Below are 25708 nucleotides of genomic sequence, written 5' to 3'. Positions count from 1 at the left end.
AGCCTGCTGGCGATGGGGCCTTGCCAGTCGCCGCTTAGACCAAGGTCATCAACGCCTCACGGCTGAACGGCAGAATGTCTTCCTCACGACCGTCGCGCACTTTCTGCGCCCAGTCCGGGTCCACCAGCAGCGCACGCCCTACCGCCACCAGATCGAACTCGTCGTTGTTCAAACGCTCCAGCAGTTTTTCCAGGCTGGCCGGCTGCGCGATCTTGTCGGTGTTGACCATGAACTGCAGGAACTCGCCATCCAGGCCGACGCTGCCCACGGTGATGGTCGGCTTGCCGGTCAGTTTGCGCGTCCAGCCCGCCAGGTTCAGTTCAGAACCGTCGAACTCCGGCTCCCAGAAACGGCGCGTCGAGCAGTGGAAAATGTCCACGCCGGCGTCGGACAACGGCTTGAGGAATTCGCCCAAAGCCTCCGGGGTTTGCACCAGACGCGCGGTATAGTCCTGCTGCTTCCACTGGGAGAAACGGAAGATGATCGGGAAACCTTCGCCGACGGCTGCACGCACGGCCTGGATCAGTTCGATGGCAAAACGCGAACGACTGGCCAGGTCGCCGCCGTATTCGTCGGTGCGCTGGTTGGTGCCTTCCCAGAAGAACTGATCCACGAGGTAGCCGTGGGCGCCGTGGATTTCCACACCGTCCATGCCGATGCTCTGGGCATCCTTGGCAGCCTGGGCGAACGCGGCGATCACGTCCTGGATATCCTGCTTGGTCATGCCGTGCACCACGACCTGGCCGTCCTTCAGTTTTTCCGACGGACCGTAACCCGGCACGCTGGCATCCGGCTCGGTGCCGATGCGACGCACGCTGCCGACATGCCACAGTTGCGGCACGATCTTGCCGCCTTCGGCGTGCACCGCGTCGACGACTTTCTTCCAGCCGGCCAGCGCGTCTTCACCGTAGAAATGCGGCACGTTCGGGTAGCCGTTGGAGGCTTTGTGACCGACGGTGGTGCCTTCGGTGATGATCAAACCAACGCCGGCGGCGGCGCGACGACGGTAGTACTCGACCACTTTGGAGTTAGGTACGCCACCCGGCGAGAACGAGCGGGTCATCGGCGCCATGACGACACGGGTCGGCAGTTCGAGGGTGCCGAGGTGGAACGGTTTGAACAGGGCTTTGACAGGCATGGGACGCTCCACGGGAATAGACTTTATGACGGCGATAATATGGAGAGTCCGTCGCAATGAACAGCACTATTGATTGCAGTGATTAAGATCTAAAAGTCACACGAAACTGCAGGAGCCAGCAAGCCGGCTCCTGCAATAGGGAATCAGCTCAGGGCTTTTTCGATCGCCTGAATGACGCTCGGATCATCCGGCGCCGTACGCGGCGAGAATCGCGCCAATACACGGCCGTCCTTGCCGAGCAGGAATTTTTCGAAGTTCCAGGTGATGTCACCCGGAAACTCAGCACCCTCGCCTGCCAGCAGGCGATACAACTGATGACGTTCATGACCGTTGACTTCCAGCTTGCTGGACAACGGAAAGGTCACGCCATAGTTGAGGCTGCAGAATTCCTGGATCTCCTGCTCGGTGCCTGGTTCTTGCCCGGCAAACTGGTTGCACGGCAAGCCCAGCACGCTGAAGCCTTTACCTTTGTATTGCTGGTAGAGGTTTTCCAGCGCCGCGTACTGTGGGGTCAAGCCACATTTGGAGGCGACGTTGACCACCAGCACGACGTGCCCCTTGAAGGGTGCCAGAGGTAGCTCCTGACCATCCAGGGCTGTTAATTTAAGGTCGTGAAAAGCACTCATGACGAACTCCAGATTCCCGTGTTCTTCTCGAAACAGCCACTTGGCGGCGCCGCCAGGGACAGCCGCGGACTAAAAAGGCGCCCTCGGGCGCCTCTCCAGTTATCTGAGCTTAGCGCAGAAAATCAGTGGTGATGGCCACCTTCGCCATGGACGTGACCATGAGCGATTTCTTCCTGGCTGGCATCACGGATGTCGATGATCTTGACCTGGAAATTCAGGCGCTGACCGGCCAACGGGTGGTTGCCGTCGACGGTGACATCGTCGCCGTCCAGGTCGCGAATGGTCACGATCTGCATCTGGCCGTCCGGCGCGGAAGCGTGGAACTGCATGCCCACTTCCAGTTCGTCGACGCCTTCGAACATGCTGCGGCTCAAAGTGCTGACCAGTTCAGCAGCGTATTCGCCGTAGGCATCTTCAGGTTCAACGGCTACGGTCAGCTCGTCGCCGACTGCTTTGCCTTCCAGAGCCTTTTCCAGACCCGGGATGATGTTGCCTGCACCTTGCAGGTAGACCAGCGGCGCGCCGCCGGCGGAGCTGTCGATGACCTCACCAGCGTCGTTGGTCAGGGTATAGTCGATGGAGACAGCCTTATTGGCGGCGATCAGCATGGGGCGAGACCTTTTGCATAAGAATTTAGAAAGGCCAAGTTTAGCGAAGCAATCGTCCGAAAGCGAACACAACCCGGACAGACGGAATGCAGCGCAAGGCTCAACGGTCACCGGTTTTCATCAGGACGAGGACGGGCATTGGGTGGCCGAGCTTTCCTGCGGCCACACGCAACACCTGCGCCACCAGCCGCCGTGGCAATCACGCGCCTGGGTCATGGACCCACTGCGGCGTCATGAAAAAATAGGTCAACCCTTTGATTGCGGGTGGTGCGCACAAGGCTCGGTTAGCGATAACCTTGGCGACTGAATTTCGGTAGATCGTCAGTTATAGATGATCGCCTTTGCCATGCACCCTTAGAGAATCCGCATGCAAACTTTTTTTATCGCACCCACCGATTTTGGTGTGGGTCTGACCTCCATCAGCCTCGGGCTGGTGCGTACACTTGAGCGGGCCGGCCTCAAAGTCGGCTTTTTCAAACCGATCGCCCAGCCCCATCCGGGCGACACCGGGCCGGAGCGCTCCACCGAACTGGTGGCGCGCACCCACGGCTTGAAACCGCCTCAACCGCTGGGCCTGGCCCATGTAGAGCGCATGCTGGGCGACGGTCAGCTCGATGAGTTGCTCGAAGAAATCATCACGCTCTATCAGCAAGCGGCCATTGGCAAGGACGTGCTGATCGTCGAAGGCATGGTCCCGACCCGCAGCGCCAGTTACGCCGCGCGGGTCAATCTGCATTTGGCCAAGAGCCTCGACGCCGACGTGATCCTGGTCTCGGCGCCGGAAAACGAAGTGCTGACCGAGCTCTCCGGCCGCGTGGAATTGCAGGCGCAATTGTTTGGCGGTCCGAAAGATCCGAAAGTCCTCGGCGTGATCCTCAACAAGGTCAAGACCGACGAGAGCATGGAGGCCTTCGCCTCGCGCCTGAAGGAGCATTCGCCGTTGCTGCGCAGTGGTGATTTCCGCTTGCTCGGTTGCATCCCGTTCCAGCCGGAACTGAACGCGCCGCGCACCCGCGACGTGGCCGACCTGATGGGCGCGCAAATCCTCAATGCCGGCGATTACGAAACCCGGCGCATGACCAAAATCATCATCTGCGCCCGCACCATGCGCAACACCGTGGAGCTGCTCAAGCCCGGCGTACTCGTGGTGACACCCGGCGATCGCGACGACATCATCCTCGCCGTCAGCCTCGCCGCCATGAACGGCGTGCCATTGGCCGGCCTGTTGTTGACCAGCGACACCCTGCCCGACCCGCGCATCATGGACTTGTGCCGTGGCGCGTTGCAGGCCGGTTTGCCGGTGTTGTCGGTGAGCACCGGTTCCTACGAGACCGCCAACCAGTTGAACGGGTTGAACAAGGAAATCCCGATCGACGACCGCGAGCGTGCGGAGATCATTACCGACTTCGTCGCCAGCCATCTCGATGCCAACTGGCTGCACCAGCGCTGCGGCACGCCACGGGAAATGCGCCTGTCGCCGGCGGTGTTCCGTTATCAACTGATCCAGCGCGCCCAGGCCGCCAACAAACGCATCGTGTTACCCGAAGGCAGCGAGCCGCTGACCGTACAAGCGGCGGCGATCTGTCAGGCGCGCGGCATTGCCCGTTGCGTGTTGCTGGCGAAACCGGCGGACGTCGAAGCCGTGGCCCGTGCCCACGATATCGAGCTGCCGCCAGGTCTGGAAATTCTCGATCCGGACCTGATTCGCGAACGCTACGTCGAGCCAATGGTTGCCTTGCGCAAAAGCAAAAGCCTCAATGCGCCGATGGCCGAGCAGCAACTGGAAGACACCGTGGTGATCGGCACGATGATGCTGGCGTTGGATGAAGTCGACGGCCTGGTGTCCGGGGTCATTCACTCCACCGCCAACACCATCCGCCCGGCCTTGCAGCTGATTAAAACAGCGCCGGGCTGCACCCTGGTGTCGTCGGTGTTCTTCATGCTGTTTCCCGAAGAGGTGCTGGTCTACGGCGACTGCGTGATGAACCCGCACCCGAGTGCCAGCGAACTGGCCGAGATCGCCCTGCAAAGCGCCGACTCGGCCGCCGCATTCGGCATTACCCCGCGCGTGGCGATGATCAGCTATTCCAGTGGTGAGTCGGCCAGCGGTGAAGAAGTCGAGAAGGTGCGCGAGGCGACCTTGCTCGCCCACGAACAACAGCACTCACTGCTGATCGACGGCCCGTTGCAATACGACGCCGCCGCCAACGAAACCGTCGCCCGGCAACTGGCGCCGAACAGTCAGGTGGCCGGACGTGCCACAGTGTTCGTGTTCCCCGACCTGAACACCGGCAACACCACGCACAAAGCCGTGCAGCGCAGTGCCGATTGCGTCAGCCTTGGGCCGATGCTGCAAGGCCTGCGCAAACCGGTGAACGACCTGCCGCGCGGCGCGCAAGTCGATGACATCGTGTACACCATCGCGTTGACCGCGATTCAAGCTGCCAACCGACCTCTGGATCTTTAAATGCTGGATTTCCTGCCTGCCGCCGTGCGCGGCGTGATTGCATCGTTGTTGCTGGCGTTGAATACAATTTTGCTCTGCTCGTTTCTGTTCTGCGTGGCGATTTTCAAGGTGTTGCCGTTTGCCCTCACCCAGCGTTTCACGCGCTGGTTGATGAGCCATACCCATGAAGCCTGGATCAGCAACAACAAGGCCTGGATGAACCTGGTCTGCCGCACGCGCTGGCACCTCAGCGGCCTCGAAGGCCTGGACTACCAGCACTCGTACCTGATCACCAGCAACCACCAGAGCTGGGTCGACATAATGGTGTTGCAGTACGTGCTCAACCGGCGCATCCAGCCGTTGAAGTTCTTTCTCAAGCAAGAGCTGATCTGGGTGCCGGTGATTGGTCTGGCGTGGTGGGCGTTGGGCTTTCCGTTCATGAAGCGCTACTCCAAGGCCTACCTGGAAAAACACCCGGAGAAGAAAGGCAAGGATCTGGAAACCACCCGCAGGACCTGCGCAAAATTTCGCAATAACCCGGTGGGGATTTTCAATTTCGTTGAAGGCACACGCTTCACCGAGGGCAAGCACGCGCAACAGAAATCACCGTTCAAGTATCTGCTCAAACCCAAGGCCGGTGGCATCGCGTTTGTGCTGGATGCGATGGGTGAGCAGCTGGAGTCGATCGTCAACGTGACCATTCACTACCCGGGCGGGCGTCCGGGGTACTGGGATTTGCTCTGCGGAAACGTTGCGGACGTGGTGGTGCATTTTCAGGAGCTGAAGATTCCGCCGCAGTTCATTGGCAAGAATTACGACCAGGATGGAGAGTATCGCTTGCAGTTTCAGGGCTGGATCAATCAGCTTTGGGAAGACAAGGATGCGTTGCTGGAGCAGATGCATCGGGAGTATCCCGATAAACACTGACCTACTGTGGGAGCCAGCCTGCTGGCGATAGCGGGTTCACATTCAGCAGATTTATTACCTGAATCACCGCAATCGCTAGCAGGCTAGCTCCCACAGCTGACCGAGTTGACCCACAAAAAAACCCGCCGATGATCACTCATCGGCGGGTTTTTTATTAACGGCTAAAAGGGCTTAGATCGCGCCACGCTGACGCAGCAGATCCAGCACTTGCTTGACGCTTTCTTCCAGCGACAGCGACTGGGTGTCGACCACGAGGTCGGCGTCCAGCGGCACGTCGTACGGGAAGGAATCGCCCGGAATGTTATCCCCGGCCGCCGCGTACAAACCTTGCGGATCTCGCTCGGCGCAGACCGTCGGCGAGGCCTGGACGTAGACCGTCAGCAAACGCTCTTTGCCGATCAGTTCCCTGGCTTGCTCACGACCTTCAGCACTCGGCGCAACAAACGCAGCGAGGGTCAGCAGACCGGCCTCGTTGAACTGACGCGCAACGTGCGCGGCACGGCGCCAGTTCTCGGTACGCCCGGCGCGATCCTGTGGCAGACCTTTGTTCAGGTCATGACGCAGGTTCTGGCCATCGAGCACAAACACCGCGCGGCCCAGGTCGAACAACTTGCGTTCAACCGCATAAGCCAGGGTGCTTTTGCCCGCGCCCGACAAACCGCTGAACAACACGGTGGCCGGCTGCTGGCCGAAACGCTGAGCGCGTTCTTCGGTGGCAACGTGCGCCAGTTTGCCGTGGTGCGTGCTGCTGCCATGCGCCAATGGCTGAGCGATGATCATGCCGGCCGCAACGGTGCCGTTGGTCAAGCGATCGATGACGATGAACGAACCGGTGGTGCGGTTGCTCGCGTAACCGTCCAGCGCGATGGCGGTGTCGAGGCTGATCTTGACCCGTCCGATCTCGTTCAGTTGCAGGGAACTGGCCGGACCTTCTTCCAGAGTGTTCACATCAACGCGGTTGACGATGCTGGTGATCGAACCCGGCACGTACGTCGTGGCGCGTTTGATGTCGTATTTCTTGCCCGGCAACATCGGTTCTTCGGCCATCCACACCAGCATGGCGTCGAAGGCGTCAGTCACCTGCGGCAGGTTGTCGGCGTGCACCAGCAAGTCGCCGCGGGAGATGTCGATCTCGTCTTCCATGGTCAGCGTTACCGCCTGACCCGGACCTGCGTGTTCCAGTTCACCTTCGAAGGTGACGATGGATTTCACGCGGCTGCTCTTGCCCGACGGCAGCACCACGACTTCGTCGCCCTTGTGCACGACGCCGCTGGCCAGGGTGCCGGCGAAACCACGGAAGTTCAAGTTCGGACGGTTGACGTACTGCACCGGGAAACGCAGGTCGGTGTAGTTGCGGTCGCTGGCGATCTCGACGGTCTCGAGAATTTCCATCAGCGACTGGCCGGTGTACCACGGCGAGCGCTCGGACTTGTTCACCACGTTGTCGCCCTTCAGCGCCGACATCGGCACGAAGGCCATGGTGGTCGGTTTGAAGGCGATGCCTTCGGCGAACTTCAGGTAATCGGCCTTGATCGACTCGAACACTGTTTCGTCGAAACCGTTGAGGTCCATCTTGTTGATGGCGACCACGATGTGCTTGATGCCGAGCAACGAGGCGATGAAGCTGTGGCGACGGGTCTGGGTCTGCACGCCGTAACGGGCGTCGACCAGGATGATCGCCAGGTCACAGGTGGACGCACCGGTGGCCATGTTGCGGGTGTACTGCTCATGGCCAGGGGTGTCGGCGATGATGAATTTGCGTTTGGCGGTGGAGAAATAGCGGTAGGCAACATCAATGGTGATGCCCTGCTCACGCTCGGCCTGCAGGCCGTCGACCAGCAATGCCAGGTCGATGTCTTCGCCGGTGGTGCCGACTTTTTTCGAGTCGCGGGTAATGGCTTCCAGGTGATCTTCGTAGATCATCTTGGAGTCGTGCAGCAGGCGCCCGATCAGGGTGCTCTTGCCGTCGTCGACGTTGCCACAGGTCAGGAAACGCAGCATTTCCTTGCGTTCGTGCTGGCCCAGGTAGGCGAGGATGTCCTCGCTGATCAAATCAGATACGTGCGACATGACAACCCCTTAGAAATAACCCTGACGTTTCTTTTCTTCCATCGAGCCTGCGCCATCGTGGTCGATGACCCGGCCCTGGCGTTCGGAAGTTCGCGTCAGGAGCATTTCCTGAATGATGTCGGTCAGGCTGGTGGCCTCGGACTCGACCGCACCGGTCAGCGGGTAGTCGCCGAGCGTACGGAAACGGACCTTCTTCTTGACGATGCGCGCCTTGTCTTCGTCGCTCAGGTGATTGAGCAGGCGTTCGTCGTCGATCATGATCCAGGTGCCATTCATCTCGATGACGTCGCGCTCGGCGGCGAAATACAGCGGCACAATCGGGATGCCTTCGAGATAGATGTACTGCCAGATGTCCAGTTCGGTCCAGTTCGACAACGGGAAAACGCGGATCGACTCACCCTTGTTGACGTTGCCGTTGTAGACGTTCCACAACTCTGGACGCTGGTTTTTCGGGTCCCAGCGGTGCTTGGTGTCGCGGAAGGAATACACGCGCTCTTTGGCACGGGATTTTTCTTCATCGCGACGAGCGCCACCGAAAGCGGCATCGAAACCGTACTTGTCGAGAGCCTGTTTCAGGCCTTCGGTTTTCATGATGTCGGTGTGCTTGGCACTGCCGTGGGTCAGCGGGTTGATGCCCTGCGCGACGCCATCGGGGTTCACGTGCACCAGCAGGTCCAGGCCGAGTTCTTCGACCATGCGGTCGCGGAACGCGTACATTTCCTTGAACTTCCACCGGGTGTCGACGTGCATCACCGGGAACGGCAACTTGCCCGGGAAGAATGCCTTGCGCGCAAGGTGCAGCATCACGGCGGAGTCTTTACCGACGGAGTACAGCATCACCGGGTTATCGAACTCGGCGGCGACCTCGCGGATGATGTGGATGCTTTCGGCCTCCAGCTGTTTCAGATGCGTCAGTTTGTCGACCATGGCTACTCACGAAAACGATCTTATGGACGGCCAGCGGGCCGTGTTCGAGCGAGGAATCCTAGCACAGCGTCCTCTTCTAATCAGGACGCGAGCTAGATCGAAAGGGTATATGAATATACCCCCTCGTTAGGGCGGTCAGGCCCCTGTGGGAGCGAGCCTGCTCGCGATTGCGGTGTATCTGTCACATCAATGTCGCTTGTGATGCAGTCATCGCGAACAGGCTCGCTCGCACATTTTATGTGTGGTGTTAATCAAATCGGATTCGGGCAATCGATGAAGATGTGCTCCAGCGCAAACCGTCGTGCCAGGTAATCCCCCAGTGCCTGCACACCGTAGCGCTCGGTGGCGTGGTGACCGGCGGCGATGAAGCTGATGTCGTTTTCCCGGGCGCTGTGGAAGGTTTGCTCGGACGCCTCGCCACTGAGATACAGATCGACGCCGGCCAAAACCGCCTGATCGATGTAACCCTGACCTCCACCGGTGCACCAGCCGACCCGACGAATCATCTCGCCGCCTTCGATCAACAATGGCTCGCGCCCCATGACTTCCTGCACGCGGCGAGCGAAATCACGCGGCGTCACCGGTTCGTTCAGAGAGCCCACCAGACCGATAATTTTAAGGTTCTCCGGATCGAGCGGGCCTTCGACGGTGATGTCCAGTTGACGTGCGAGCTGCACGTTGTTGCCGACTTCCGGATGCAGATCCAGTGGCAGATGGTAAGACAGCAGGCTGATGTCGTGCTTGAGCAGGGTTTTCAACCGACGCTGCTTCATACCGGTGATGCACGGGTTCTCGCCCTTCCAGAAATAACCGTGATGCACCAGCACCAGATCGGCCTGGGCTTCGACGGCCGCGTCCAGCAACGCCTGGCTGGCGGTGACGCCACTGACGATGCGCATCACCTGCGGCCGACCTTCGACCTGTAACCCGTTGGGGCAATAATCGGCAATCTTTGCACTGTTCAGGTAACGGTCGGCTTCTTCGACCAGGGTGCTCAGGGCGACGGCCATAAAAGACTCCTAAATATCCCGTTCAGAGGCGCGCGCGGCCTCGTATAATGCGCGACATTATGGGCGGTCTCTAACCGCCTGCAACCTCTCAGGACGTGCTTAATGCTCAAGGCGCTGCGTTTTTCCGGCTGGCCGCTGTTGGCCGGCGTGCTTATCGCTCTGTTGATCATCCAGCGTTACCCGCAGTGGGTCGGGCTCCCGAGCCTCGACGTCAACCTGCAGCAAGCCCCGCAAACCACCACCATGCAACAGGGTCCGGTGTCCTATGCCGACGCGGTGACCACGGCAGCACCGTCGGTGGTGAACCTGTACACCACCAAAGTCATCAACAAGCCAAACCATCCGTTGTTCGAAGACCCGCAGTTCCGCCGCTTCTTCGGCGACAACTCGCCCAAGCAGAAGCGCATGGAATCGAGCCTCGGCTCCGGGGTGATCATGAGCCCGGAAGGTTACCTGCTGACCAACAACCACGTGACCAGCGGCGCCGACCAGATTGTGGTCGCCTTGAAGGACGGCCGTGAAACCCTGGCCCGCGTGATCGGCAGCGACCCGGAAACCGACCTCGCCGTCCTGAAGATCGATCTGAAAAACCTGCCGTCGATCACCGTCGGCCGCTCGGACAACATCCGCATCGGCGACGTCGCGCTGGCCATCGGCAACCCGTTCGGCGTCGGCCAGACCGTGACCATGGGCATCATCAGCGCCACAGGCCGTAATCAGCTGGGCCTGAACAACTACGAAGATTTCATCCAGACCGACGCCGCGATCAACCCCGGCAACTCCGGCGGCGCGCTGGTGGACGCCAATGGCAACCTGACCGGGATCAACACCGCGATCTTCTCCAAGTCCGGCGGCTCGCAAGGCATCGGTTTCGCGATCCCGGTCAAACTGGCGATGGAAGTGATGAAGTCGATCATCGAACACGGCCAGGTGATTCGCGGCTGGCTCGGTATCGAAGTGCAGCCGTTGACCCAGGAACTGGCCGAATCGTTCGGTTTGTCGGGACGTCCGGGCATTGTGGTCGCGGGGATATTCCGTGACGGTCCGGCGCAGAAGGCCGGTTTGCAATTGGGCGACGTGATTCTCGCCATCGACGGCGAACCGGCCGGTGATGGTCGTCGCTCGATGAACCAGGTCGCACGGATCAAGCCGACCGACAAAGTCACGATTCAGGTAATGCGCAACGGCAAAGAACTGAAGCTCACCGCTGAAATTGGCTTGCGCCCGCCACCCGCGCCCGCGAAGGAAAAAGAAGAGGAATAAAAGCGCTAGCCCGAGCCATGCGGGCTAACAGCAGACATTCTCATTAGACATGTTATATTGTTTCAATATCACTATTGGAACAACATAACATGTCGTCTCGAACAATGGTTTCTGTGGCAAGTCTTGCCTTTGGCCTGCTCGCAGATCCGGTCTTCGCCGAAGACTCCAGCCCGCTCGAGCTGGACGCCATCAGCGTCACCTCCGACTACGAATCACCCACCGGCCCGGTCAAAGGCTACCGCGCCACTCGCTCCTCCAGCGCGACTAAAACCGACACGGCCCTTCGCGACACCCCGCAATCGATCAGTGTGATTCCCGCCAGCGTGCTCAAGGACCTCGGCAGCAACAACGTCGAGCGCGCATTGGATTTTGCCGGCGGCGTATCGAAGCAGAACAACTTCGGCGGCCTGACGCTTTACGAATACAGCGTGCGTGGCTTCACCACCTCCGAGTTCTACAAGGACGGGTTCAGTGCCAACCGTGGTTACCCCAGCACACCGGACGTGGCCAACATCGAGCGAATCGAAGTGCTCAAAGGTCCGGCCGCCAGTCTTTATGGCCGTGGTGATCCGGGCGGTACAGTAAACATCGTCGCCAAGAAACCGCAGCCAGAAACCTTCACCACGTTGCAGACCAGCGCCGGCAGTCGGGACCGTTATCGCACCGCGCTGGACGTCAATACACCGCTGGATGACGACGGCAATGTGCTGTCCCGCGTCAACCTGGCGGTCGAGGACAACCACAGTTTTCGCGATCATGTTGAGAGCCAGCGCGTGTTCATCGCGCCCTCCTTCAGTTGGCAACTGAACACTGACACGCATTTGCTGGTGGAGAGCGAACTCGTCCGTCACCGCTCGACGTTCGACCGTGGCATCGTCGCCCCGAACAACTCGTGGAGCGGCGTTTCGCGCTCAACCTTCCTCGGCGAACCCAATGACGACGACATCGACAACCACAACAACAGTCTGCAGGCCGCTCTTGAACATCACCTCAACGATGGTTGGAAGCTGCGTCTGGCCAGCCATTACAAAGAAGGCAAACTCTGGGGCTTCGCCTCCGAGACGCGGCCGCTGAATGCCAACGGGCACACGGTCAATCGACGCTACCGCGAGCGTGACAATGATTGGCACGACAGCATCACCCAGCTCGAATTGCGGGGTCTGTTCGACCTCGGGAGCTGGCAGCACGAACTGCTGATCGGCAGCGAATACGAGAACTACCGCAAGAACGAACGGGTGACCACGATTGCCGGCGGTGCCTACGCCATCGACATTTATCAGCCGGTCTACGGCCAACCGAAGCCCAACGGCGCTCGCTCAGGCACGGATTTTTTCGAGCATGTCGAAAGCCAGGCGCTGAACGTGCAGGACCAGATTGTCTTCACCGACAAACTACGCGGCCTGCTCGGTGCGCGCGTCGAACATTTCCAACAAAGCATCGACGATCACACGCGCGGAGCGACCAGTCGCAAGAGGCACGACGCGCTGACTCAACGGGCCGGCTTGCTCTACCAACTGACGCCTGAAGTCGGTGTGTTCGCCAACGCTTCCACCTCGTTCAAACCGAACAACGGCCTGGACGCAGCCGGCAAATCCTTCGATCCGGAAGAAGGTGTGGGCTATGAAATCGGGATCAAGAGCGAGCTGTTCGACAATCGCCTGAGCAGCACCCTCGCCGCTTTTCGGATCGACAAGGAAAACGTGCTGGCCTTCGATCCGGGCACCGACTCCAGTCGCGCCATGGGCAAGGCGCGTAGCCAGGGTTTTGATCTGCAAGTCACCGGACAAGTGAGCGACGCCGTGCGGGTGATCGGTGCGTTTGCCTACATCGACGCCGAAGTCACCAAGGGCGACAAGGTCACGTCGGCCGGTAGCCGCATCCTCGGCGTGGCCAGGCGCAGCGGCAGCCTGCTGGGGGTTTATGAATTTCAGGAGGGCCGTTTGCGCGGGTCAGACCTCGGTGCGGCATTCACTTATGTCGGCGATCGCTCGGGTGAAACCGGCACTGATTTTGAACTGCCGGCTTACCACACCGTTGACCTGCTGGCCCATTACAAGGCCACCGAAAACGTCACCGTGGGCCTGAACCTGAACAACCTTTTCGACGAGAATTACTTCGAGCGCTCTTACAGCAACTACTGGGTCAATCCCGGCGAGCCGCGCAATTTAACCGTCAGCCTGACACTCAAACTGTAAAAAGGACATCACCATGCACCCTCTCAAACCCTTGGCACTGCTCGGCTTGCTCTTCGCCACTGAAGTCTCGGCCCATGGCCTGTGGACCGAACAACGCCGCGGCAACATCGAAGTGGTTTACGGCCACGGCGCCGAGGACAACGCCTTCAAACCGGAAAAGATCAGCGGCGCCTGGGCCTATGACGTCAGCGGCAAAATGATCCCGGTGACCGTGCAACGCCTCGCTGACCACGCACGCCTGCAACCGCTGAAACCGCCGGCCGTCATGGCCGTGGCGCTAAACAATGGAATGTGGTCGCAGACTGCCGATAAAAAGTGGATCAACGAAGGACGCAGTAAAGTACCGGGCGCAATCGAGTCGATCCAGACGTTCAAGTACAGCCTGGCGATCTACCAACCGGGGGCGAGATTGCCGTCACTTGATCAGATGAAACTGCTGATTTTGCCGGAGGTTGATCCGTTGACGGTCGGGGCGGGCAAATCGTTGCCGGTTCGCGTGCTACTGGATGGCAAGCCTGTGGCGGGAGTGAAGTTGACGGGCGACTACCGCAGCGCGCCGAATACGTTGAGCACGGAAACCGACGCCCAAGGGCGGGCTCAGGTGTTGGTGCGTAATGAAGGGTTGAATGTGATTGCGGCGCAGGTGGAAGTCCCGGTGAAGGACAGTGCTGACGTGAGTAGTCGGGGATTGTTCAGTTCGCTGACGTTCCTGGGCGAGCCACATCACGAGTAGGACACCGATTCTGCGGTGAATCGTTCGTCGGCAAGCCGGCGCCTACAGGATTTGTGTCGATCACGGCCGTTGTGGACGACACAATTCTGTAAGCGCTGGAGGCTTGCCAGCGAAAGCGATTTACAGGTCGCCGAGCCCGTCGATCAGTGCCTGGTTCTGCTCAGGCGTGCCGATGGAAATCCGCAGGAACTGCGCAATCCGCTCTTGCTTGAAGTGCCGAACGATAACGCCCTGCTCGCGCAGCTTCGCCGCCAGCCCCGCCGCATCGTGCTGCGGGTGACGGGCGAAAATGAAGTTCGCCGCCGACGGCAGCACTTCAAAGCCTTTCGCCTGCAATTGCGTGATCACCCATTCACGGTTTTCGATCACCAGACGGCAGGTCTTGTCGAAGTACTCACGATCATCGAACGCTGCCGCAGCACCGACATTTGCCATGCGATCCAGGGGATAGGAGTTGAAGCTGTTCTTGATCCGCTCCAGCGCCTCGATCAGGTCCGGATGCCCCACCGCCAGACCGACCCGCAGACCGGCCAGCGAACGGGACTTGGACAAGGTCTGGGTCACCAGCAAATTCGGATATCGGTCCACCAGACTGATCGCCGTCTCGCCTCCAAAGTCGATGTAAGCCTCATCCACCACGACCACCGAATCCGGGCTGGCCTTGAGGATTTGCTCGACCGCGTCCAGCGCCAGCAGGCAACCGGTCGGGGCGTTCGGGTTCGGGAAGATGATCCCGCCGTTCGGCTTGGCGTAATCAGTCGGGTTGATCTGGAACTGTTCGTCCAGCGGCACTGCGTCGAACGTGATGCCATACAGCCCGCAGTAGACCGGGTAGAAGCTGTAGCTGATGTCCGGGAACAGCAGCGGTTTATCGTGTTGCAGCAAACCGTGAAAGATGTGCGCCAGGACTTCATCGGAACCGTTGCCGAGGAACACCTGATTGCCCTGCACGCCGTAATACCTGGCGACGGCTTGCTTGAGCACATCACTGTTCGGGTCCGGGTACAGACGCAGGTTGTCATTCAGTTCGGCCTGCATCGCCGCCAAGGCTTTGGGCGACGGGCCGTACGGGTTTTCATTGGTGTTGAGCTTCACCAGTTTCGTCAGCTTCGGCTGCTCGCCCGGCACGTAAGGCACCAGATTCTTGACGAAGGGGCTCCAGAATTTACTCATGTTCAGTTTCCCTGCCCTTGTGGAAAATCTTCGTCAACGATGCGGTATTCGGCGCTGCGAGCGTGCGCGGTCAGCGACTCGCCACGGGCCAGCACGGAAGCGGTCTTGCCCAGGTCGGATGCCCCCTGCTCGGAGCAGAAGATGATCGACGAGCGTTTCTGGAAGTCATAAACACCCAGCGGCGAGGAGAATCGCGCGGTGCCGGAAGTCGGCAATACGTGGTTCGGGCCGGCGCAGTAATCGCCCAAGGCCTCGGACGTGTGACGGCCCATGAAGATTGCGCCAGCGTGGCGGATCTGCGGCAACCACGCTTGCGGATCGGCGACCGACAACTCCAGGTGCTCCGGTGCGATGCGGTTGGCCACTTCGATGGCTTGTTCCATATCGCGCACCTGAATCAGCGCACCACGGCCATTGATCGAGGTTTCAATGATCTCGGCGCGCTCCATGGTCGGCAACAGTTTGGCGATGCTGGCGGCGACCTTGTCGAGGAACCCGGCGTCCGGGCTGACCAGAATCGCCTGGGCATCTTCGTCATGCTCGGCCTGAGAGAACAAGTCCATCGCGATCCAGTCCGGATCGGTCTGGCCGTCGCAGACGACGAGGATTTCCGACGGGCCGGCGATCATGTCGATGCCGACCTGGCCGAACACGTGGCGCTTGGCGGTGGCGACATAGATGTTGCCCGGGCCGACCACTTTATCGACCTTCGGCACGCTTTCGGTGCCATAAGCCAACGCGGCAACGGCTTGTGCGCCACCGATGGTGAAGACACGGTCAACGCCGGCGATGCAGGCTGCGGCCAACACCAGTTCGTTGATTTCACCACGCGGGGTCGGCACCACCATGACCACTTCGGTCACGCCCGCCACTTTGGCCGGGATCGCGTTCATCAGTACGGACGACGGATACGACGCTTTACCACCCGGGACATAAAGACCGGCGCGATCCAGCGGCGTGACCTTCTGGCCCAACACGGTGCCATCGGCCTCGGTGTAGCTCCAGGAATCCTGTTTCTGCTTTTCGTGGTAACTGCGCACGCGGGCCGCGGCTTTTTCCAGCGCTTCACGCTGCGGCACGGTGATCCGGGTCAGCGCCAGTTCCAGGCGTTCACGCGGCAGGATCAGGTCGGCCATCGAGGCGACTTGCAGGCCGTCGAACTTCTGGGTGAATTCCACCAGCGCCGCATCACCACGCTCGCGCACGGCTTTGATGATGTCCAGCACCCGCTGATTGACCGAGTCGTCAGACACACTTTCCCAGCTCAGCAGATGATCCAGATGATGTGCGAAATCCGGGTCAGCAGCGTTGAGTCGGCGAATTGCAGTCGGTGCGGTCATAGCGAGAGCCTCATAGGATTGGCAAAAAACTCAGGCGCCCGAAGCTAACATTCGATCCGCTTGGGCACCTGAGAATTCTGGCTATGAGGCGGATAGACGGCGCGACTCAAGGCCGCGCAGGTGAATCAGCCGCGGTGTCGAGACTCCACTGCCTTGCGCAGGGTGTCGATCAACGCCTGGATACGGGCGTGCTGCATTTTCATCGAAGCTTTGTTGACGATCAGCCGGGAACTGATGTCGGCAATGAAATCCTGGGGTTCCAGGCCATTGGCGCGCAAGGTGTTGCCGGTGTCGACCACGTCGATGATCTTGTCCGCCAGACCGATCAACGGCGCCAGTTCCATCGAGCCGTACAGCTTGATGATGTCGACCTGACGGCCTTGTTCGGCATAGTAGCGCTTGGCAACGTTGACGAACTTGGTCGCCACCCGCAAACGGCCCTTGGGCTCGACATCGCCGACACGGCCAGCGGTCATCAGCTTGCACAGGGCAATGCGCAGGTCCAGTGGTTCGTACAGACCCTGGCCGCCATATTCCATCAACACATCTTTACCGGCGACGCCCAGGTCAGCGGCACCATGCTCGACATACGTCGGCACGTCGGTGGCGCGCACGATCAGCAGACGCACATCGGCCTGGGTCGTGGGGATGATCAGCTTGCGGCTCTTGTCCGGATTCTCGGTCGGCACGATGCCCGCTTCAGCCAGAAGCGGCAGGGTGTCGTCAAGGATGCGGCCCTTGGACAGTGCGATGGTCAACATGGGAAACGTCAGTCCTTATCAAGGTACGTGCCCGGTCACAAACGGTGCCGGACACACATCGAGAGTGAATTACCCTCGACTTGAAACGAATTCAACGGGCACATCCTTATGCCCATGCAGCAAAAAAACTAGCCCGGTACGCGGCGGATCTTGGCGCCGAGCATTTGCAGTTTCTCTTCGATGCACTCGTAACCACGGTCGATGTGGTAGATGCGGTCGATCAGGGTGTCACCTTCAGCGATCAACGCCGAGATCACCAGGCTGGCCGAGGCGCGCAGGTCGGTGGCCATGACTGGCGCGCCTTTCAGCTTCTCGGTACCGGTGACGATGGCGGTGTTGCCTTCGACCTGGATCTTGGCGCCCATGCGGTGCAGTTCGTAAACGTGCATGAAGCGGTTTTCGAAGATCGTCTCGATCACGGCACCGGTGCCTTCGGCAATGGCGTTGAGCGAGATGAACTGCGCTTGCATGTCGGTCGGGAACGCCGGGTACGGAGCGGTTCGCACGTTGACGGCTTTTGGCCGCTTGCCGTGCATGTTCAGCTCGATCCAGTCTTCGCCCGAAGTGATTTCGGCGCCGGCTTCACGGAGTTTTTCCAGAACGGCTTCGAGGATCGTCGGATCGGTGTCCTTGACCTTCACACGACCGCCGGTCACAGCGGCAGCGACCAGGTACGTCCCGGTTTCGATACGGTCCGGCATCACTTTGTAAGTGGTCGGATGCAGACGCTCGACGCCATCGATGGTGATGGTGTCAGTGCCGGCGCCAGTGATCTTGGCACCCATGGCGATCAGGAAGTTCGCCAGGTCGATGACTTCCGGCTCGCGGGCGGCGTTGGCCAGCACGCTGCGACCCTTGGCCAGAGCAGCGGCCATCATGATGTTTTCGGTACCGGTCACACTGACGGTATCGAAGAAGAAGTGCGCGCCGCGCAAGCCACCTTCAGGCGCCTTGGCCTTGATGTAGCCGCCTTCGACGTCGATGACCGCACCCATGGCTTCAAGACCACGGATGTGCAGGTCCACCGGACGCGAACCGATGGCGCAACCGCCAGGCAGTGCGACTTCGGCTTCACCGAAGCGGGCAACCATCGGGCCCAGCACCAGGATCGACGCACGCATGGTTTTAACCAGTTCGTACGGAGCAATCAGGGTCTTGATGGTGCGCGGGTCGATTTCGACGCTGAGTTTCTCGTCGATCACCGGCTCGATGCCCATGCGACCGAACAGCTCGATCATGGTGGTGATGTCGTGCAGGTGCGGCAGGTTGGCAACCGTCACCGGGCCATCGCACAGCAGGGTTGCAGCCAGGATCGGCAGGGCAGAGTTCTTTGCCCCGGAAATGCGGATCTCGCCATCAAGACGAGCGCCACCGGTAATAATCAATTTATCCATAAGAATCTCGACGCCCTTGGGCTCAGGTGCGCTCGGCCCAGGCCGCGCTGCTGAAAAATTTCATAGTGACCGCATGGATGCTGCCATCGGCGATCCATGGGTTCAAATGGGCATAGATGCTTTGCTGACGCTTGACCGGGCTCAGTGCCGCCAGTTCATCGCTAATCACGTTCAGCTGAAAGTTGCAGCCTTCGCCTTCAACTTCCACCTGGATTCCTGGCAGCTTTCCTTCAAGGAAGCTCTTCACTTCTACGGCCTGCATGCTCAACCTCAATCGGCGCCCTGTGCGCGCGGGTCGGACATCATACAAAAAAGCCCCGCGCCTGCGAACCCCGCGAAGCAGGACTCTGACGGGGGGCTTCTCTGTCGATGCGGTTAGGGATGCGCCAACAGCTCGGTCAATTCGCTGACCTGAGCAATTTCGCGCATGTCTTCGGGCATCGCGCGGATGCTCAGCGGCTTGCCGGCCTCCTGCGCATCCCGAATGAAACACAGCAGCAGCGACAAGCCGACACTGCTGGATTTCAGTACCGCCGAGCAATCCACCACCAGTGCGGGGGCCTTGCTGGCCTTGATCAGCGCCTGGCCCTGCTTGCGCAGGCCGGGGCCGGTACGGTAATCCAGCATGCCGCTGAGCATCAGCTCACCGGATTCGCTCATGCGAATGGCCGATACACTCATTGGGTCTGCTTCTCGCTGGCTTCCTTGGCTTTGGCGACTTCACCGGCCCAACCATTGATGGTCTTGTCCAGGTCGTTGCCATTGCGCTGCATCGCATCAGCGAACTGATCGCGGAACAGCTTGCCGATGTTGATGCCGTTGATGATCACGTTACGCAACTTCCACTCGCCGTTGATCTTTTCCAGTGTGTAGGACACAGGATAGATCGCGCCGTTGCTGCCCTTGACCGTCATGCCAACGCTGGTGCGGTCTCCCGACTCATCCTTGGCAGGGTCGACGACGATGCCCTGGTTGTTGTACTCCAGCAGGGCGTTGCCATAGAACTGGAACAGGCCCTTTTTGAAGTTTTCTTCGAAGGTCTTCATTTGCGCAGGCGTGGCCTTGCGCGAATATTTGACCGTCATGATGCTCTTGGAAATGCCCTCGGCATCCACGACAGGGCCGACGATGGTGTTCAGCGCTGTGTAAAAGTCCTGCGGGTCCTGCTTGTACTTCTCTTTGTTGGCCGACAGATCCGCCAGCAAGCGGGTCGTGGTGTCTTGAACCAGTTCGTGCGCGGAAGGCGCCGCCACGGCGTTAGCCATCAACGGCAGAGCCGCGAGTAATACCAACAGGCCACGTCGCAAGGTAGAGATCATTCAAAAGCTCCTCATTTGGCGTCTTTGCTAACGGTATTGAGCAGGAATTTACCGATCAGGTCCTCGAGCACCAGCGACGACTGGGTGTCGTGGATGGTTCCACCATCCTTGAGCAAGCCTTCTTCGCCGCCCACGCTGATACCGATGTATTTCTCGCCCAACAGGCCAGCCGTCAGGATAGATGCAGTGGAGTCAGTCGGCAGGTTATCTACGCGCTTTTCCAGTTGCATCGTCACTCGACCGGTGAAACTGTCGCGGTCCAGATCGATCGCCGTGACCTTGCCGATGGTCACACCGGCCATGGTCACTTTAGCTCTGACCGTCAAACCGGCGATATTGTCGAAATAGGCATACAGTTTATACGTATCGGTGGTTGCGCTCGGGGACAGGCCACTCACCCGCAACGCCAGCAACAGCAAAGCCAGGATGCCAGCCAGCAAGAAAAGGCCGACACCGATTTCCAGGGTGCGGTTTTGCATCAGAAATCTCCAAACATCAAGGCGGTCAGAATAAAGTCCAGGCCGAGTACAGCCAACGAGGCATACACAACGGTCTTGGTAGTGGCACGACTGATCCCCTCGGATGTGGGCTCGCAGTCATAGCCTTGGAATACGGCGATCCAGGTCACGACAAAAGCGAAGACTATGCTTTTGATAATGCCGTTCAGCACATCGTCCGCAAAGGTCACGCTGTTTTGCATGTTCGACCAGTAGGAACCTTCATAGACACCCAGCCAGTCGACGGCCACCCACGAACCGCCCCAGATACCCACCACGCTGAAAATCATCGCCAGCACCGGCAGGGAAATGAAGCCGGCCCAGAGGCGCGGGGCAATGATGTATTTGAGCGGGTCGACACCAATCATTTCGAGACTGGACAACTGCTCGGTGGACTTCATGTTGCCGATTTCAGCCGTCAGGGCCGAACCGGCGCGCCCGGCGAACAACAACGCCGTGACCACAGGACCCAACTCACGCAACAACGTCAGCGCAACCATCTGCCCGACCGCCTGTTCCGAACCATAGCTGGACAGGATGTTGAACCCCTGCAGCGCCAGCACCATGCCGATGAACACCCCGGAGACCACGATGATCACCAGGGACATCACGCCCACCGAATGCAATTGCTTGATCAGCAGCCCGAACCCGCCACCGATGCCGCCACGGCCGAGCAAGGCATGGAACAGGAAGATCGCCGAACGGCCGAACACCGCCATCACATCAATGCCGCCGTGACCGAAACGACGTACGCGTTCTAATAGTGAAATCTTGCGCATCAACGCTTCCCCAGAAGATCTGCGCGGTAATCCGTCGCTGGAAAGTGGTATGCGACCGGACCGTCGGGATCGCCGGTCATGAATTGACGAATTCGAGGCTCCTGCGAATTCATCAGCTCCTCGGGAGTGCCCTGCCCCAACACTTGCCCGTCGCCCACTACATAAATGTAATCGGCGATGCTGGCCGTCTCGGCCAGATCGTGGGAAACCACGATACTGGTGATACCCAGCGCATCGTTAAGCAAACGGATCAGGCGCACCAACACGCCCATGGCGATAGGGTCCTGGCCGACAAAGGGTTCGTCATACATGAGAATCTGCGGATCCAGGGCAATCGCCCGCGCCAGCGCGACACGGCGCTTCATGCCGCCGGACAGCTCGTCAGGCATCAGGTCGATGGCGCCACGCAGGCCAACGGCCTGTAATTTGAGCAGGACAATGTCCCGGATCATTTCTTCCGGAAGCTCGGTATGAACGCGTAGCGGAAAGGCGACGTTCTCGAACACATCGAGGTCGGTAAACAGTGCGCCACTTTGGAACAGCACACCCATGTGCTTGCGCGCGTCGAACAAATCGCTGCGCGAAAGCTTCGGCAGGTTTTGACCGTTGACCCAGACTTCGCCCTTGGTAGGACGCAGTTGTGCGCCCATCAAACGCAGCAATGTGGTCTTGCCACACCCGGAAGGCCCCATGATGCCGGTGACCTTGCCGCGTGGAATACGGATATCGACGTTATTGAAAATGCTGCGCGAACCGCGCTTGAAGGTCAGTCCCTTCAGCTCGACCGCGTAGGCGTTATCGGCACTCATCTAAACTCCTTGCGATGCAGCCTCTCACTCGGACGCCTGACTTTCTGGCGAAAGCACATACATCCCGGGCAGGCCGAACTGGCGGCGAACTATATCACTGCAAAGGCCAAGCGCCCAAGCTCCAAGCCGGGCCATATTCAGTAGCATGACAGGCAAAAAGCAGCATTTAGAGGGTTTCGGAAGAAGGGAATGTCAAAGCGCGACGAACTTGCGTGAGGGTTTTGATCATTACCGCTATAATCGCCGCCTTTTCATCAGGCTATACGATTTCTGACATGAGCCAATCCAGCGACCTGATTCAATCAGCACAACGCACCATCCGCCTCGAACTGGAAGCCGTACAAGGCTTGCTGCCCCATATCGACGCAGATTTCGTACGCGCTTGCGAGATGATTCTGGCCAGCAAAGGCCGCGTGGTCGTGGTCGGCATGGGCAAATCAGGGCACATCGGCAACAAGATCGCGGCCACCCTGGCCAGCACCGGCACCACGGCTTTCTTCGTACATCCGGCTGAAGCCAGCCACGGCGACATGGGCATGATCACCCGCGACGACATCATCCTGGCCCTGTCGAACTCCGGCTCCACCAACGAAATCGTCACCCTGCTGCCGCTGATCAAGCGCCTGGGCATCAAACTGATCAGCGTGACCGGCAACCCCGACTCACCGCTGGCCAAGGCTGCCGAGGTCAACCTCAACGTGCACGTGGAGCATGAAGCCTGCCCGCTGAACCTGGCACCGACGTCGTCGACCACCGCGGCGCTGGTCATGGGCGATGCTCTGGCCGTTGCGCTGCTCGAAGCCCGCGGTTTCACCGCTGAAGACTTCGCGTTTTCCCATCCCGGTGGTGCGCTGGGCCGACGCCTGTTGTTGAAAGTGGAAAACGTCATGCACGCCGGGCAAGAGCTGCCGCAAGTCCAGCGCGGCACTCTGCTCAAGGACGCGCTGATGGAAATGACCCGCAAAGGCCTGGGCATGACCGTGATCCTCGAAGCCGACGGCAAACTCGCCGGGATCTTCACCGACGGCGATTTGCGCCGCACCCTGGATCGCAGCATCGATATCCATAGCGCGACGATCGACCAGGTCATGACCGCCCACGGCAAGACTGCTCGCGCCGAGATGCTCGCGGCCGAGGCACTCAAAATCATGGAAGACCATAAAATCAACGCGCTGGTCGTGGTCGATAGCGAAGACCGCCCGGTCGGCGCCTTGAACATGCACGACTTGCTGCGTGCGGGAGTAATGTAATGAGTGCGGACCTGCTGCAACGCGGCAAACAGATAAAACTCGCGGTATTCGACGTCGACGGCGTCCTGACCGACGGACGCCTGTATTTCCTTGAAGACGGCAGCGAATTCAAGACATTCAACACACTCGACGGCCAGGGCATCAAGATGTTGATGGCAGCGGGCGTGCAGACGGCTATCATCAGCGGCCGCAAGACCCCGGTGGTCGAGCGACGGGCGAAGAACCTCGGTATTCCCCACCTTTATCAGGGCCGCGAAGATAAACTGGTGGTGCTCGACGAGCTTCTCGCCCAGCTCAATCTAAGCTATGAACAAGTCGCCTACCTCGGCGACGACCTGCCAGACCTGCCGGTGATTCGCCGCGTCGGCCTGGGCATGGCGGTGGCCAATGCCGCCAGCTTCGTGCGTGAACACGCCCACGGCATCACCCAGACCCGTGGTGGCGAGGGTGCCGCTCGCGAATTCTGCGAATTGATCCTGCGCGCCCAGGGCCGCCTCGATGCGGCCAACGCCGCGTACCTGTGAGCCAACTATGCTGAGCAAGAAATTTCGTAACATCCTGGTGTTCGGTTGCATCGCAGCGATTTTTGCTGCGGTCGGCTACTGGAACATCAGCCCGGAACGCTTCCTCGACAAGCCAGTGGCTACAGTCAATGAGAGCGAGATCGACTACTACGCGATCAACGCGCACAGCGTGCAGTACCTGCCGGATGGCAAACTGCAGTACGAGATGACGTCCGACAAGGTTGAACACCTGAAAGCGACCGAAGTGACGCTGTTGACCAACCCGGACCTGAACCTGTTCCGCGGCACCCAGTTCCCTTGGCACGTCCAGAGCGAACACGGCGAAGTCAACCCGGACGGCACTCAGGTCGAACTGATCGACTCGGTGCGCATCACGCGCTTCGACGAGAAAAACCGCAAGACCCTGATTACCTCCACCCGCATGACCGTGTTCCCGCAACAGCAATATGCGCAGACCGAGCAACCCGTTAGAATCGACGGCGCTGGCGGTGTATCGACTGGCAAGGGAATGAAAGCGTATTTGAAAGAAAGCAGGATACACCTGCTATCGAACGTAAGAGGACAGTATGAGGCTCGTTAAAACTCTCCCTATTTTGCTCGGTCTGGGCGCAGCACTGGGAAGCGTGAGCGCCTGGGCTCTGCCGAACGATCAACAGCAGCCTATCCGTATTCAGGCCGACGACGCCCAACTGGACGACAAGAACGGCATTGCCACCTATAAAGGTGACGTGATCATCACCCAAGGCTCGATGATCGTTAAGGGCAATACTGTGACCATGACCCGCACCCCTGCGGGCGACATCGACGTGGTGACTTCGGTGGGCAACCTCGCCTACTTCGAACAACTGCAAACGGCAGGCGACACCAAGCCCGTTCAGGGCTGGGGGGTCACCATCCAGTACCACGCCTCGCAAGACCGCGTCGTGCTGATCGATCGCGCCAAAGTTGTCGATAAAGACGGCAACGTCACCCAAGGCGAGAAAATCGTCTACGACACCAATAAAAAGCTTGCCAGCGCCGGTCGTGCCACAGGGACCAATGTGACCGAATCGCGTCCGCGCATCGACATGGTGATCCAGCCGAAAAAGAAAACCGAAGAGCAAAAGGCCCCGTAATGGCAACTCTGAAAGCTCAGCATCTGGCCAAGAGCTACAAGAGCCGTCAGGTCGTGCGCGACGTCAGCCTGTCCATCGACAGCGGTCAGATCGTCGGCCTGCTTGGCCCTAACGGCGCCGGTAAAACCACCTGCTTCTACATGATTGTCGGCCTGGTTCAGGCCGATCAGGGCCGCGTCCTGATCGATGATCTGGACGTCAGCCACCAGCCGATGCACGGTCGTGCAAAGGCCGGTATCGGCTATCTTCCGCAAGAAGCGTCGATCTTCCGCAAACTCTCGGTCGCCGACAACATCATGGCGATCCTCGAGACCCGCAAGGAACTCGACAAGGCCGATCGTCGCAAAGAGCTGGAAAGCCTGCTGCAGGAATTCCACATCAGCCACATCCGCGACAACCTCGGCATGAGCCTGTCCGGTGGCGAACGCCGCCGCGTGGAAATCGCCCGGGCACTGGCGACCAACCCGAAATTCATCCTCCTCGACGAACCGTTCGCCGGTGTGGACCCGATTTCGGTGGGCGACATCAAACAGATCATCTACCACCTCAAGGCCAAGGGCATTGGCGTGCTGATCACTGACCACAACGTCCGTGAAACCCTGGATATCTGCGAAACCGCCTACATCGTCAACGATGGCCAACTGATCGCCGAAGGTGACTCGGCCACCATCCTGGCCAACGACCTCGTGAAAGAAGTCTATCTGGGCCACGAGTTCCGTCTGTAAGCGCTGAGGTGTCTGGCTGGTTGTCCGAGCGATTGTCTCGATAAAAAATCAATAGTTTTTTATTGTTACAGCGCTCTAG

General features: G+C 59.6%; 27 protein-coding genes. 11 read left to right on the top strand and 16 right to left on the bottom strand.

The window, feature by feature from the left end:
• Window positions 1-34: 34 nt before the first annotated feature.
• The 3 genes from F8N43_RS22985 to F8N43_RS22975 form a co-directional block, all read right to left on the bottom strand.
• Complete coding sequence (locus F8N43_RS22985; RefSeq protein ID WP_150633276.1) at window positions 35-1138, bottom strand: NADH:flavin oxidoreductase; 1104 nt, start codon at window positions 1136-1138, stop codon at window positions 35-37.
• A 143-nt stretch (window positions 1139-1281) separates the two neighbouring features.
• On the bottom strand, window positions 1282-1764 hold the full coding sequence (locus F8N43_RS22980; RefSeq protein WP_150633275.1) for a glutathione peroxidase: 483 nt from the start codon (window positions 1762-1764) through the stop codon (window positions 1282-1284).
• Window positions 1765-1886: 122 nt separating this feature from the next.
• Window positions 1887-2372: an FKBP-type peptidyl-prolyl cis-trans isomerase gene (locus tag F8N43_RS22975; RefSeq protein WP_007901600.1), complete on the bottom strand. Its 486-nt coding sequence runs from the start codon at window positions 2370-2372 to the stop codon at window positions 1887-1889.
• On the opposite strand from F8N43_RS22975, the gene F8N43_RS22970 reads away from it, so the two are divergent.
• Genes F8N43_RS22970 through F8N43_RS22960 form a run of 3 tightly spaced genes read left to right on the top strand, consistent with a single transcriptional unit; the run spans window position 2341 to window position 5745 of the window.
• Window positions 2341-2679: a DUF3565 domain-containing protein gene (locus tag F8N43_RS22970; protein ID WP_150639279.1), complete on the top strand. Its 339-nt coding sequence runs from the start codon at window positions 2341-2343 to the stop codon at window positions 2677-2679. The two genes, F8N43_RS22975 and F8N43_RS22970, sit on opposite strands and share 32 nt — an antisense overlap.
• 60 nt (window positions 2680-2739) lie before the next feature.
• A complete protein-coding gene (gene pta / locus F8N43_RS22965; RefSeq protein ID WP_150633273.1) occupies window positions 2740-4839 on the top strand; it encodes a phosphate acetyltransferase in 2100 nt (699 codons plus the stop codon).
• Window positions 4840-5745, top strand: coding sequence for an acyltransferase (locus F8N43_RS22960; RefSeq protein WP_150639280.1), 906 nt, complete (start codon window positions 4840-4842; stop codon window positions 5743-5745).
• A 171-nt stretch (window positions 5746-5916) separates the two neighbouring features.
• Here F8N43_RS22960 and cysN read toward each other — a convergent pair whose 3' ends face one another.
• From cysN to F8N43_RS22945, 3 genes are all read right to left on the bottom strand, one after another.
• Complete coding sequence (gene cysN, locus F8N43_RS22955) at window positions 5917-7815, bottom strand: sulfate adenylyltransferase subunit CysN (RefSeq protein WP_150654413.1); 1899 nt, start codon at window positions 7813-7815, stop codon at window positions 5917-5919.
• A 9-nt stretch (window positions 7816-7824) separates the two neighbouring features.
• Window positions 7825-8742 (bottom strand): sulfate adenylyltransferase subunit CysD, encoded by a 918-nt coding sequence (gene cysD / locus F8N43_RS22950; protein ID WP_010463281.1) that lies wholly within the window; start codon window positions 8740-8742, stop codon window positions 7825-7827.
• A gap of 251 nt (window positions 8743-8993) precedes the next feature.
• The gene (locus F8N43_RS22945; RefSeq protein ID WP_150639281.1) at window positions 8994-9752 is read right to left on the bottom strand and encodes a Nif3-like dinuclear metal center hexameric protein; all 759 of its coding nucleotides are present in this window, start codon (window positions 9750-9752) and stop codon (window positions 8994-8996) included.
• Between the two features lie 102 nt (window positions 9753-9854).
• On the opposite strand from F8N43_RS22945, the gene algW reads away from it, so the two are divergent.
• The 3 genes from algW (at window position 9855) to F8N43_RS22930 (ending at window position 13943) form a co-directional block, all read left to right on the top strand.
• The gene (algW, locus tag F8N43_RS22940; protein WP_150633269.1) at window positions 9855-11015 is read left to right on the top strand and encodes a Do family serine endopeptidase AlgW; all 1161 of its coding nucleotides are present in this window, start codon (window positions 9855-9857) and stop codon (window positions 11013-11015) included.
• A gap of 89 nt (window positions 11016-11104) precedes the next feature.
• Window positions 11105-13210: a TonB-dependent siderophore receptor gene (locus F8N43_RS22935; protein WP_150654412.1), complete on the top strand. Its 2106-nt coding sequence runs from the start codon at window positions 11105-11107 to the stop codon at window positions 13208-13210.
• Window positions 13211-13223: 13 nt separating this feature from the next.
• Window positions 13224-13943 carry a DUF4198 domain-containing protein gene (locus F8N43_RS22930; protein WP_150633267.1) on the top strand — a complete coding sequence of 240 codons (720 nt, stop codon included), beginning with the start codon at window positions 13224-13226 and terminating at the stop codon, window positions 13941-13943.
• A gap of 120 nt (window positions 13944-14063) precedes the next feature.
• Here F8N43_RS22930 and hisC read toward each other — a convergent pair whose 3' ends face one another.
• The 10 genes from hisC to F8N43_RS22880 form a co-directional block, all read right to left on the bottom strand.
• Window positions 14064-15116 (bottom strand): histidinol-phosphate transaminase, encoded by a 1053-nt coding sequence (gene hisC, locus F8N43_RS22925; protein ID WP_150633266.1) that lies wholly within the window; start codon window positions 15114-15116, stop codon window positions 14064-14066.
• Window positions 15117-15118: 2 nt separating this feature from the next.
• Window positions 15119-16456: a histidinol dehydrogenase gene (gene hisD, locus F8N43_RS22920; protein ID WP_150633265.1), complete on the bottom strand. Its 1338-nt coding sequence runs from the start codon at window positions 16454-16456 to the stop codon at window positions 15119-15121.
• A 125-nt stretch (window positions 16457-16581) separates the two neighbouring features.
• The gene (gene hisG / locus F8N43_RS22915) at window positions 16582-17217 is read right to left on the bottom strand and encodes an ATP phosphoribosyltransferase (protein WP_007901570.1); all 636 of its coding nucleotides are present in this window, start codon (window positions 17215-17217) and stop codon (window positions 16582-16584) included.
• A 128-nt stretch (window positions 17218-17345) separates the two neighbouring features.
• On the bottom strand, window positions 17346-18611 hold the full coding sequence (gene murA / locus F8N43_RS22910; RefSeq protein ID WP_150633264.1) for a UDP-N-acetylglucosamine 1-carboxyvinyltransferase: 1266 nt from the start codon (window positions 18609-18611) through the stop codon (window positions 17346-17348).
• A 22-nt stretch (window positions 18612-18633) separates the two neighbouring features.
• On the bottom strand, window positions 18634-18873 hold the full coding sequence (locus tag F8N43_RS22905; protein ID WP_008070578.1) for a BolA family protein: 240 nt from the start codon (window positions 18871-18873) through the stop codon (window positions 18634-18636).
• Window positions 18874-18986: 113 nt separating this feature from the next.
• Complete coding sequence (locus tag F8N43_RS22900; protein WP_150633263.1) at window positions 18987-19292, bottom strand: lipid asymmetry maintenance protein MlaB; 306 nt, start codon at window positions 19290-19292, stop codon at window positions 18987-18989.
• A complete protein-coding gene (locus F8N43_RS22895; protein WP_150633262.1) occupies window positions 19289-19930 on the bottom strand; it encodes a phospholipid-binding protein MlaC in 642 nt (213 codons plus the stop codon). Before F8N43_RS22895 ends, F8N43_RS22900 begins: the two co-directional genes overlap by 4 nt.
• Window positions 19931-19941: 11 nt before the next feature.
• Window positions 19942-20409: an outer membrane lipid asymmetry maintenance protein MlaD gene (gene mlaD / locus F8N43_RS22890; protein ID WP_010463308.1), complete on the bottom strand. Its 468-nt coding sequence runs from the start codon at window positions 20407-20409 to the stop codon at window positions 19942-19944.
• Complete coding sequence (gene mlaE / locus F8N43_RS22885) at window positions 20409-21206, bottom strand: lipid asymmetry maintenance ABC transporter permease subunit MlaE (protein ID WP_150639285.1); 798 nt, start codon at window positions 21204-21206, stop codon at window positions 20409-20411. The genes mlaD and mlaE overlap by 1 nt, the downstream gene beginning before the upstream one ends.
• Window positions 21206-22015, bottom strand: coding sequence for an ATP-binding cassette domain-containing protein (locus F8N43_RS22880; RefSeq protein ID WP_150633260.1), 810 nt, complete (start codon window positions 22013-22015; stop codon window positions 21206-21208). Before F8N43_RS22880 ends, mlaE begins: the two co-directional genes overlap by 1 nt.
• 275 nt (window positions 22016-22290) lie before the next feature.
• On the opposite strand from F8N43_RS22880, the gene F8N43_RS22875 reads away from it, so the two are divergent.
• From F8N43_RS22875 to lptB, 5 genes are read left to right on the top strand one after another with little or no spacing between them, the layout of a single operon-like run.
• Window positions 22291-23265, top strand: coding sequence for a KpsF/GutQ family sugar-phosphate isomerase (locus tag F8N43_RS22875; protein ID WP_150633259.1), 975 nt, complete (start codon window positions 22291-22293; stop codon window positions 23263-23265).
• Window positions 23265-23789 (top strand): KdsC family phosphatase, encoded by a 525-nt coding sequence (locus tag F8N43_RS22870; protein WP_150654411.1) that lies wholly within the window; start codon window positions 23265-23267, stop codon window positions 23787-23789. The genes F8N43_RS22875 and F8N43_RS22870 overlap by 1 nt, the downstream gene beginning before the upstream one ends.
• A gap of 7 nt (window positions 23790-23796) precedes the next feature.
• Window positions 23797-24369, top strand: a complete 573-nt coding sequence (gene lptC / locus F8N43_RS22865) for an LPS export ABC transporter periplasmic protein LptC (protein WP_150633257.1) — start codon at window positions 23797-23799, stop codon at window positions 24367-24369.
• Window positions 24356-24904 (top strand): lipopolysaccharide transport periplasmic protein LptA, encoded by a 549-nt coding sequence (lptA, locus tag F8N43_RS22860; RefSeq protein ID WP_150633256.1) that lies wholly within the window; start codon window positions 24356-24358, stop codon window positions 24902-24904. The genes lptC and lptA overlap by 14 nt, the downstream gene beginning before the upstream one ends.
• A complete protein-coding gene (gene lptB / locus F8N43_RS22855; RefSeq protein ID WP_017336541.1) occupies window positions 24904-25629 on the top strand; it encodes an LPS export ABC transporter ATP-binding protein in 726 nt (241 codons plus the stop codon). Before lptA ends, lptB begins: the two co-directional genes overlap by 1 nt.
• Window positions 25630-25708 lie beyond the last annotated feature (79 nt).

It is taken from the genome of Pseudomonas fluorescens (genome assembly GCF_902498065.1).
Lineage (GTDB): Bacteria > Pseudomonadota > Gammaproteobacteria > Pseudomonadales > Pseudomonadaceae > Aquipseudomonas > Aquipseudomonas fluorescens_BJ.
Note: the sequence above shows the minus strand (reverse complement) of the source record. Positions and strands in the feature narration are given on the sequence as shown.

Coding starts and splice junctions, on each gene's coding strand:
- F8N43_RS22930 (WP_150633267.1), top strand. CDS start 13,224: ATGCACCCTCTCAAACCCTTGGCACTGCTCGGCTTGCTCTTCGCCACT.
- hisD (WP_150633265.1), bottom strand. CDS start 16,456: ATGACCGCACCGACTGCAATTCGCCGACTCAACGCTGCTGACCCGGAT.
- pta (WP_150633273.1), top strand. CDS start 2,740: ATGCAAACTTTTTTTATCGCACCCACCGATTTTGGTGTGGGTCTGACC.
- lptB (WP_017336541.1), top strand. CDS start 24,904: ATGGCAACTCTGAAAGCTCAGCATCTGGCCAAGAGCTACAAGAGCCGT.
- cysD (WP_010463281.1), bottom strand. CDS start 8,742: ATGGTCGACAAACTGACGCATCTGAAACAGCTGGAGGCCGAAAGCATC.
- F8N43_RS22905 (WP_008070578.1), bottom strand. CDS start 18,873: ATGCAGGCCGTAGAAGTGAAGAGCTTCCTTGAAGGAAAGCTGCCAGGA.
- murA (WP_150633264.1), bottom strand. CDS start 18,611: ATGGATAAATTGATTATTACCGGTGGCGCTCGTCTTGATGGCGAGATC.
- F8N43_RS22960 (WP_150639280.1), top strand. CDS start 4,840: ATGCTGGATTTCCTGCCTGCCGCCGTGCGCGGCGTGATTGCATCGTTG.
- cysN (WP_150654413.1), bottom strand. CDS start 7,815: ATGTCGCACGTATCTGATTTGATCAGCGAGGACATCCTCGCCTACCTG.
- hisG (WP_007901570.1), bottom strand. CDS start 17,217: ATGTTGACCATCGCACTGTCCAAGGGCCGCATCCTTGACGACACCCTG.
- mlaD (WP_010463308.1), bottom strand. CDS start 20,409: ATGCAAAACCGCACCCTGGAAATCGGTGTCGGCCTTTTCTTGCTGGCT.
- F8N43_RS22895 (WP_150633262.1), bottom strand. CDS start 19,930: ATGATCTCTACCTTGCGACGTGGCCTGTTGGTATTACTCGCGGCTCTG.
- F8N43_RS22980 (WP_150633275.1), bottom strand. CDS start 1,764: ATGAGTGCTTTTCACGACCTTAAATTAACAGCCCTGGATGGTCAGGAG.
- F8N43_RS22875 (WP_150633259.1), top strand. CDS start 22,291: ATGAGCCAATCCAGCGACCTGATTCAATCAGCACAACGCACCATCCGC.
- F8N43_RS22975 (WP_007901600.1), bottom strand. CDS start 2,372: ATGCTGATCGCCGCCAATAAGGCTGTCTCCATCGACTATACCCTGACC.
- mlaE (WP_150639285.1), bottom strand. CDS start 21,206: ATGCGCAAGATTTCACTATTAGAACGCGTACGTCGTTTCGGTCACGGC.
- F8N43_RS22935 (WP_150654412.1), top strand. CDS start 11,105: ATGTCGTCTCGAACAATGGTTTCTGTGGCAAGTCTTGCCTTTGGCCTG.
- F8N43_RS22870 (WP_150654411.1), top strand. CDS start 23,265: ATGAGTGCGGACCTGCTGCAACGCGGCAAACAGATAAAACTCGCGGTA.
- algW (WP_150633269.1), top strand. CDS start 9,855: ATGCTCAAGGCGCTGCGTTTTTCCGGCTGGCCGCTGTTGGCCGGCGTG.
- F8N43_RS22970 (WP_150639279.1), top strand. CDS start 2,341: ATGGAGACAGCCTTATTGGCGGCGATCAGCATGGGGCGAGACCTTTTG.
- F8N43_RS22880 (WP_150633260.1), bottom strand. CDS start 22,015: ATGAGTGCCGATAACGCCTACGCGGTCGAGCTGAAGGGACTGACCTTC.
- F8N43_RS22900 (WP_150633263.1), bottom strand. CDS start 19,292: ATGAGTGTATCGGCCATTCGCATGAGCGAATCCGGTGAGCTGATGCTC.
- hisC (WP_150633266.1), bottom strand. CDS start 15,116: ATGAGTAAATTCTGGAGCCCCTTCGTCAAGAATCTGGTGCCTTACGTG.
- F8N43_RS22945 (WP_150639281.1), bottom strand. CDS start 9,752: ATGGCCGTCGCCCTGAGCACCCTGGTCGAAGAAGCCGACCGTTACCTG.
- F8N43_RS22985 (WP_150633276.1), bottom strand. CDS start 1,138: ATGCCTGTCAAAGCCCTGTTCAAACCGTTCCACCTCGGCACCCTCGAA.
- lptC (WP_150633257.1), top strand. CDS start 23,797: ATGCTGAGCAAGAAATTTCGTAACATCCTGGTGTTCGGTTGCATCGCA.
- lptA (WP_150633256.1), top strand. CDS start 24,356: ATGAGGCTCGTTAAAACTCTCCCTATTTTGCTCGGTCTGGGCGCAGCA.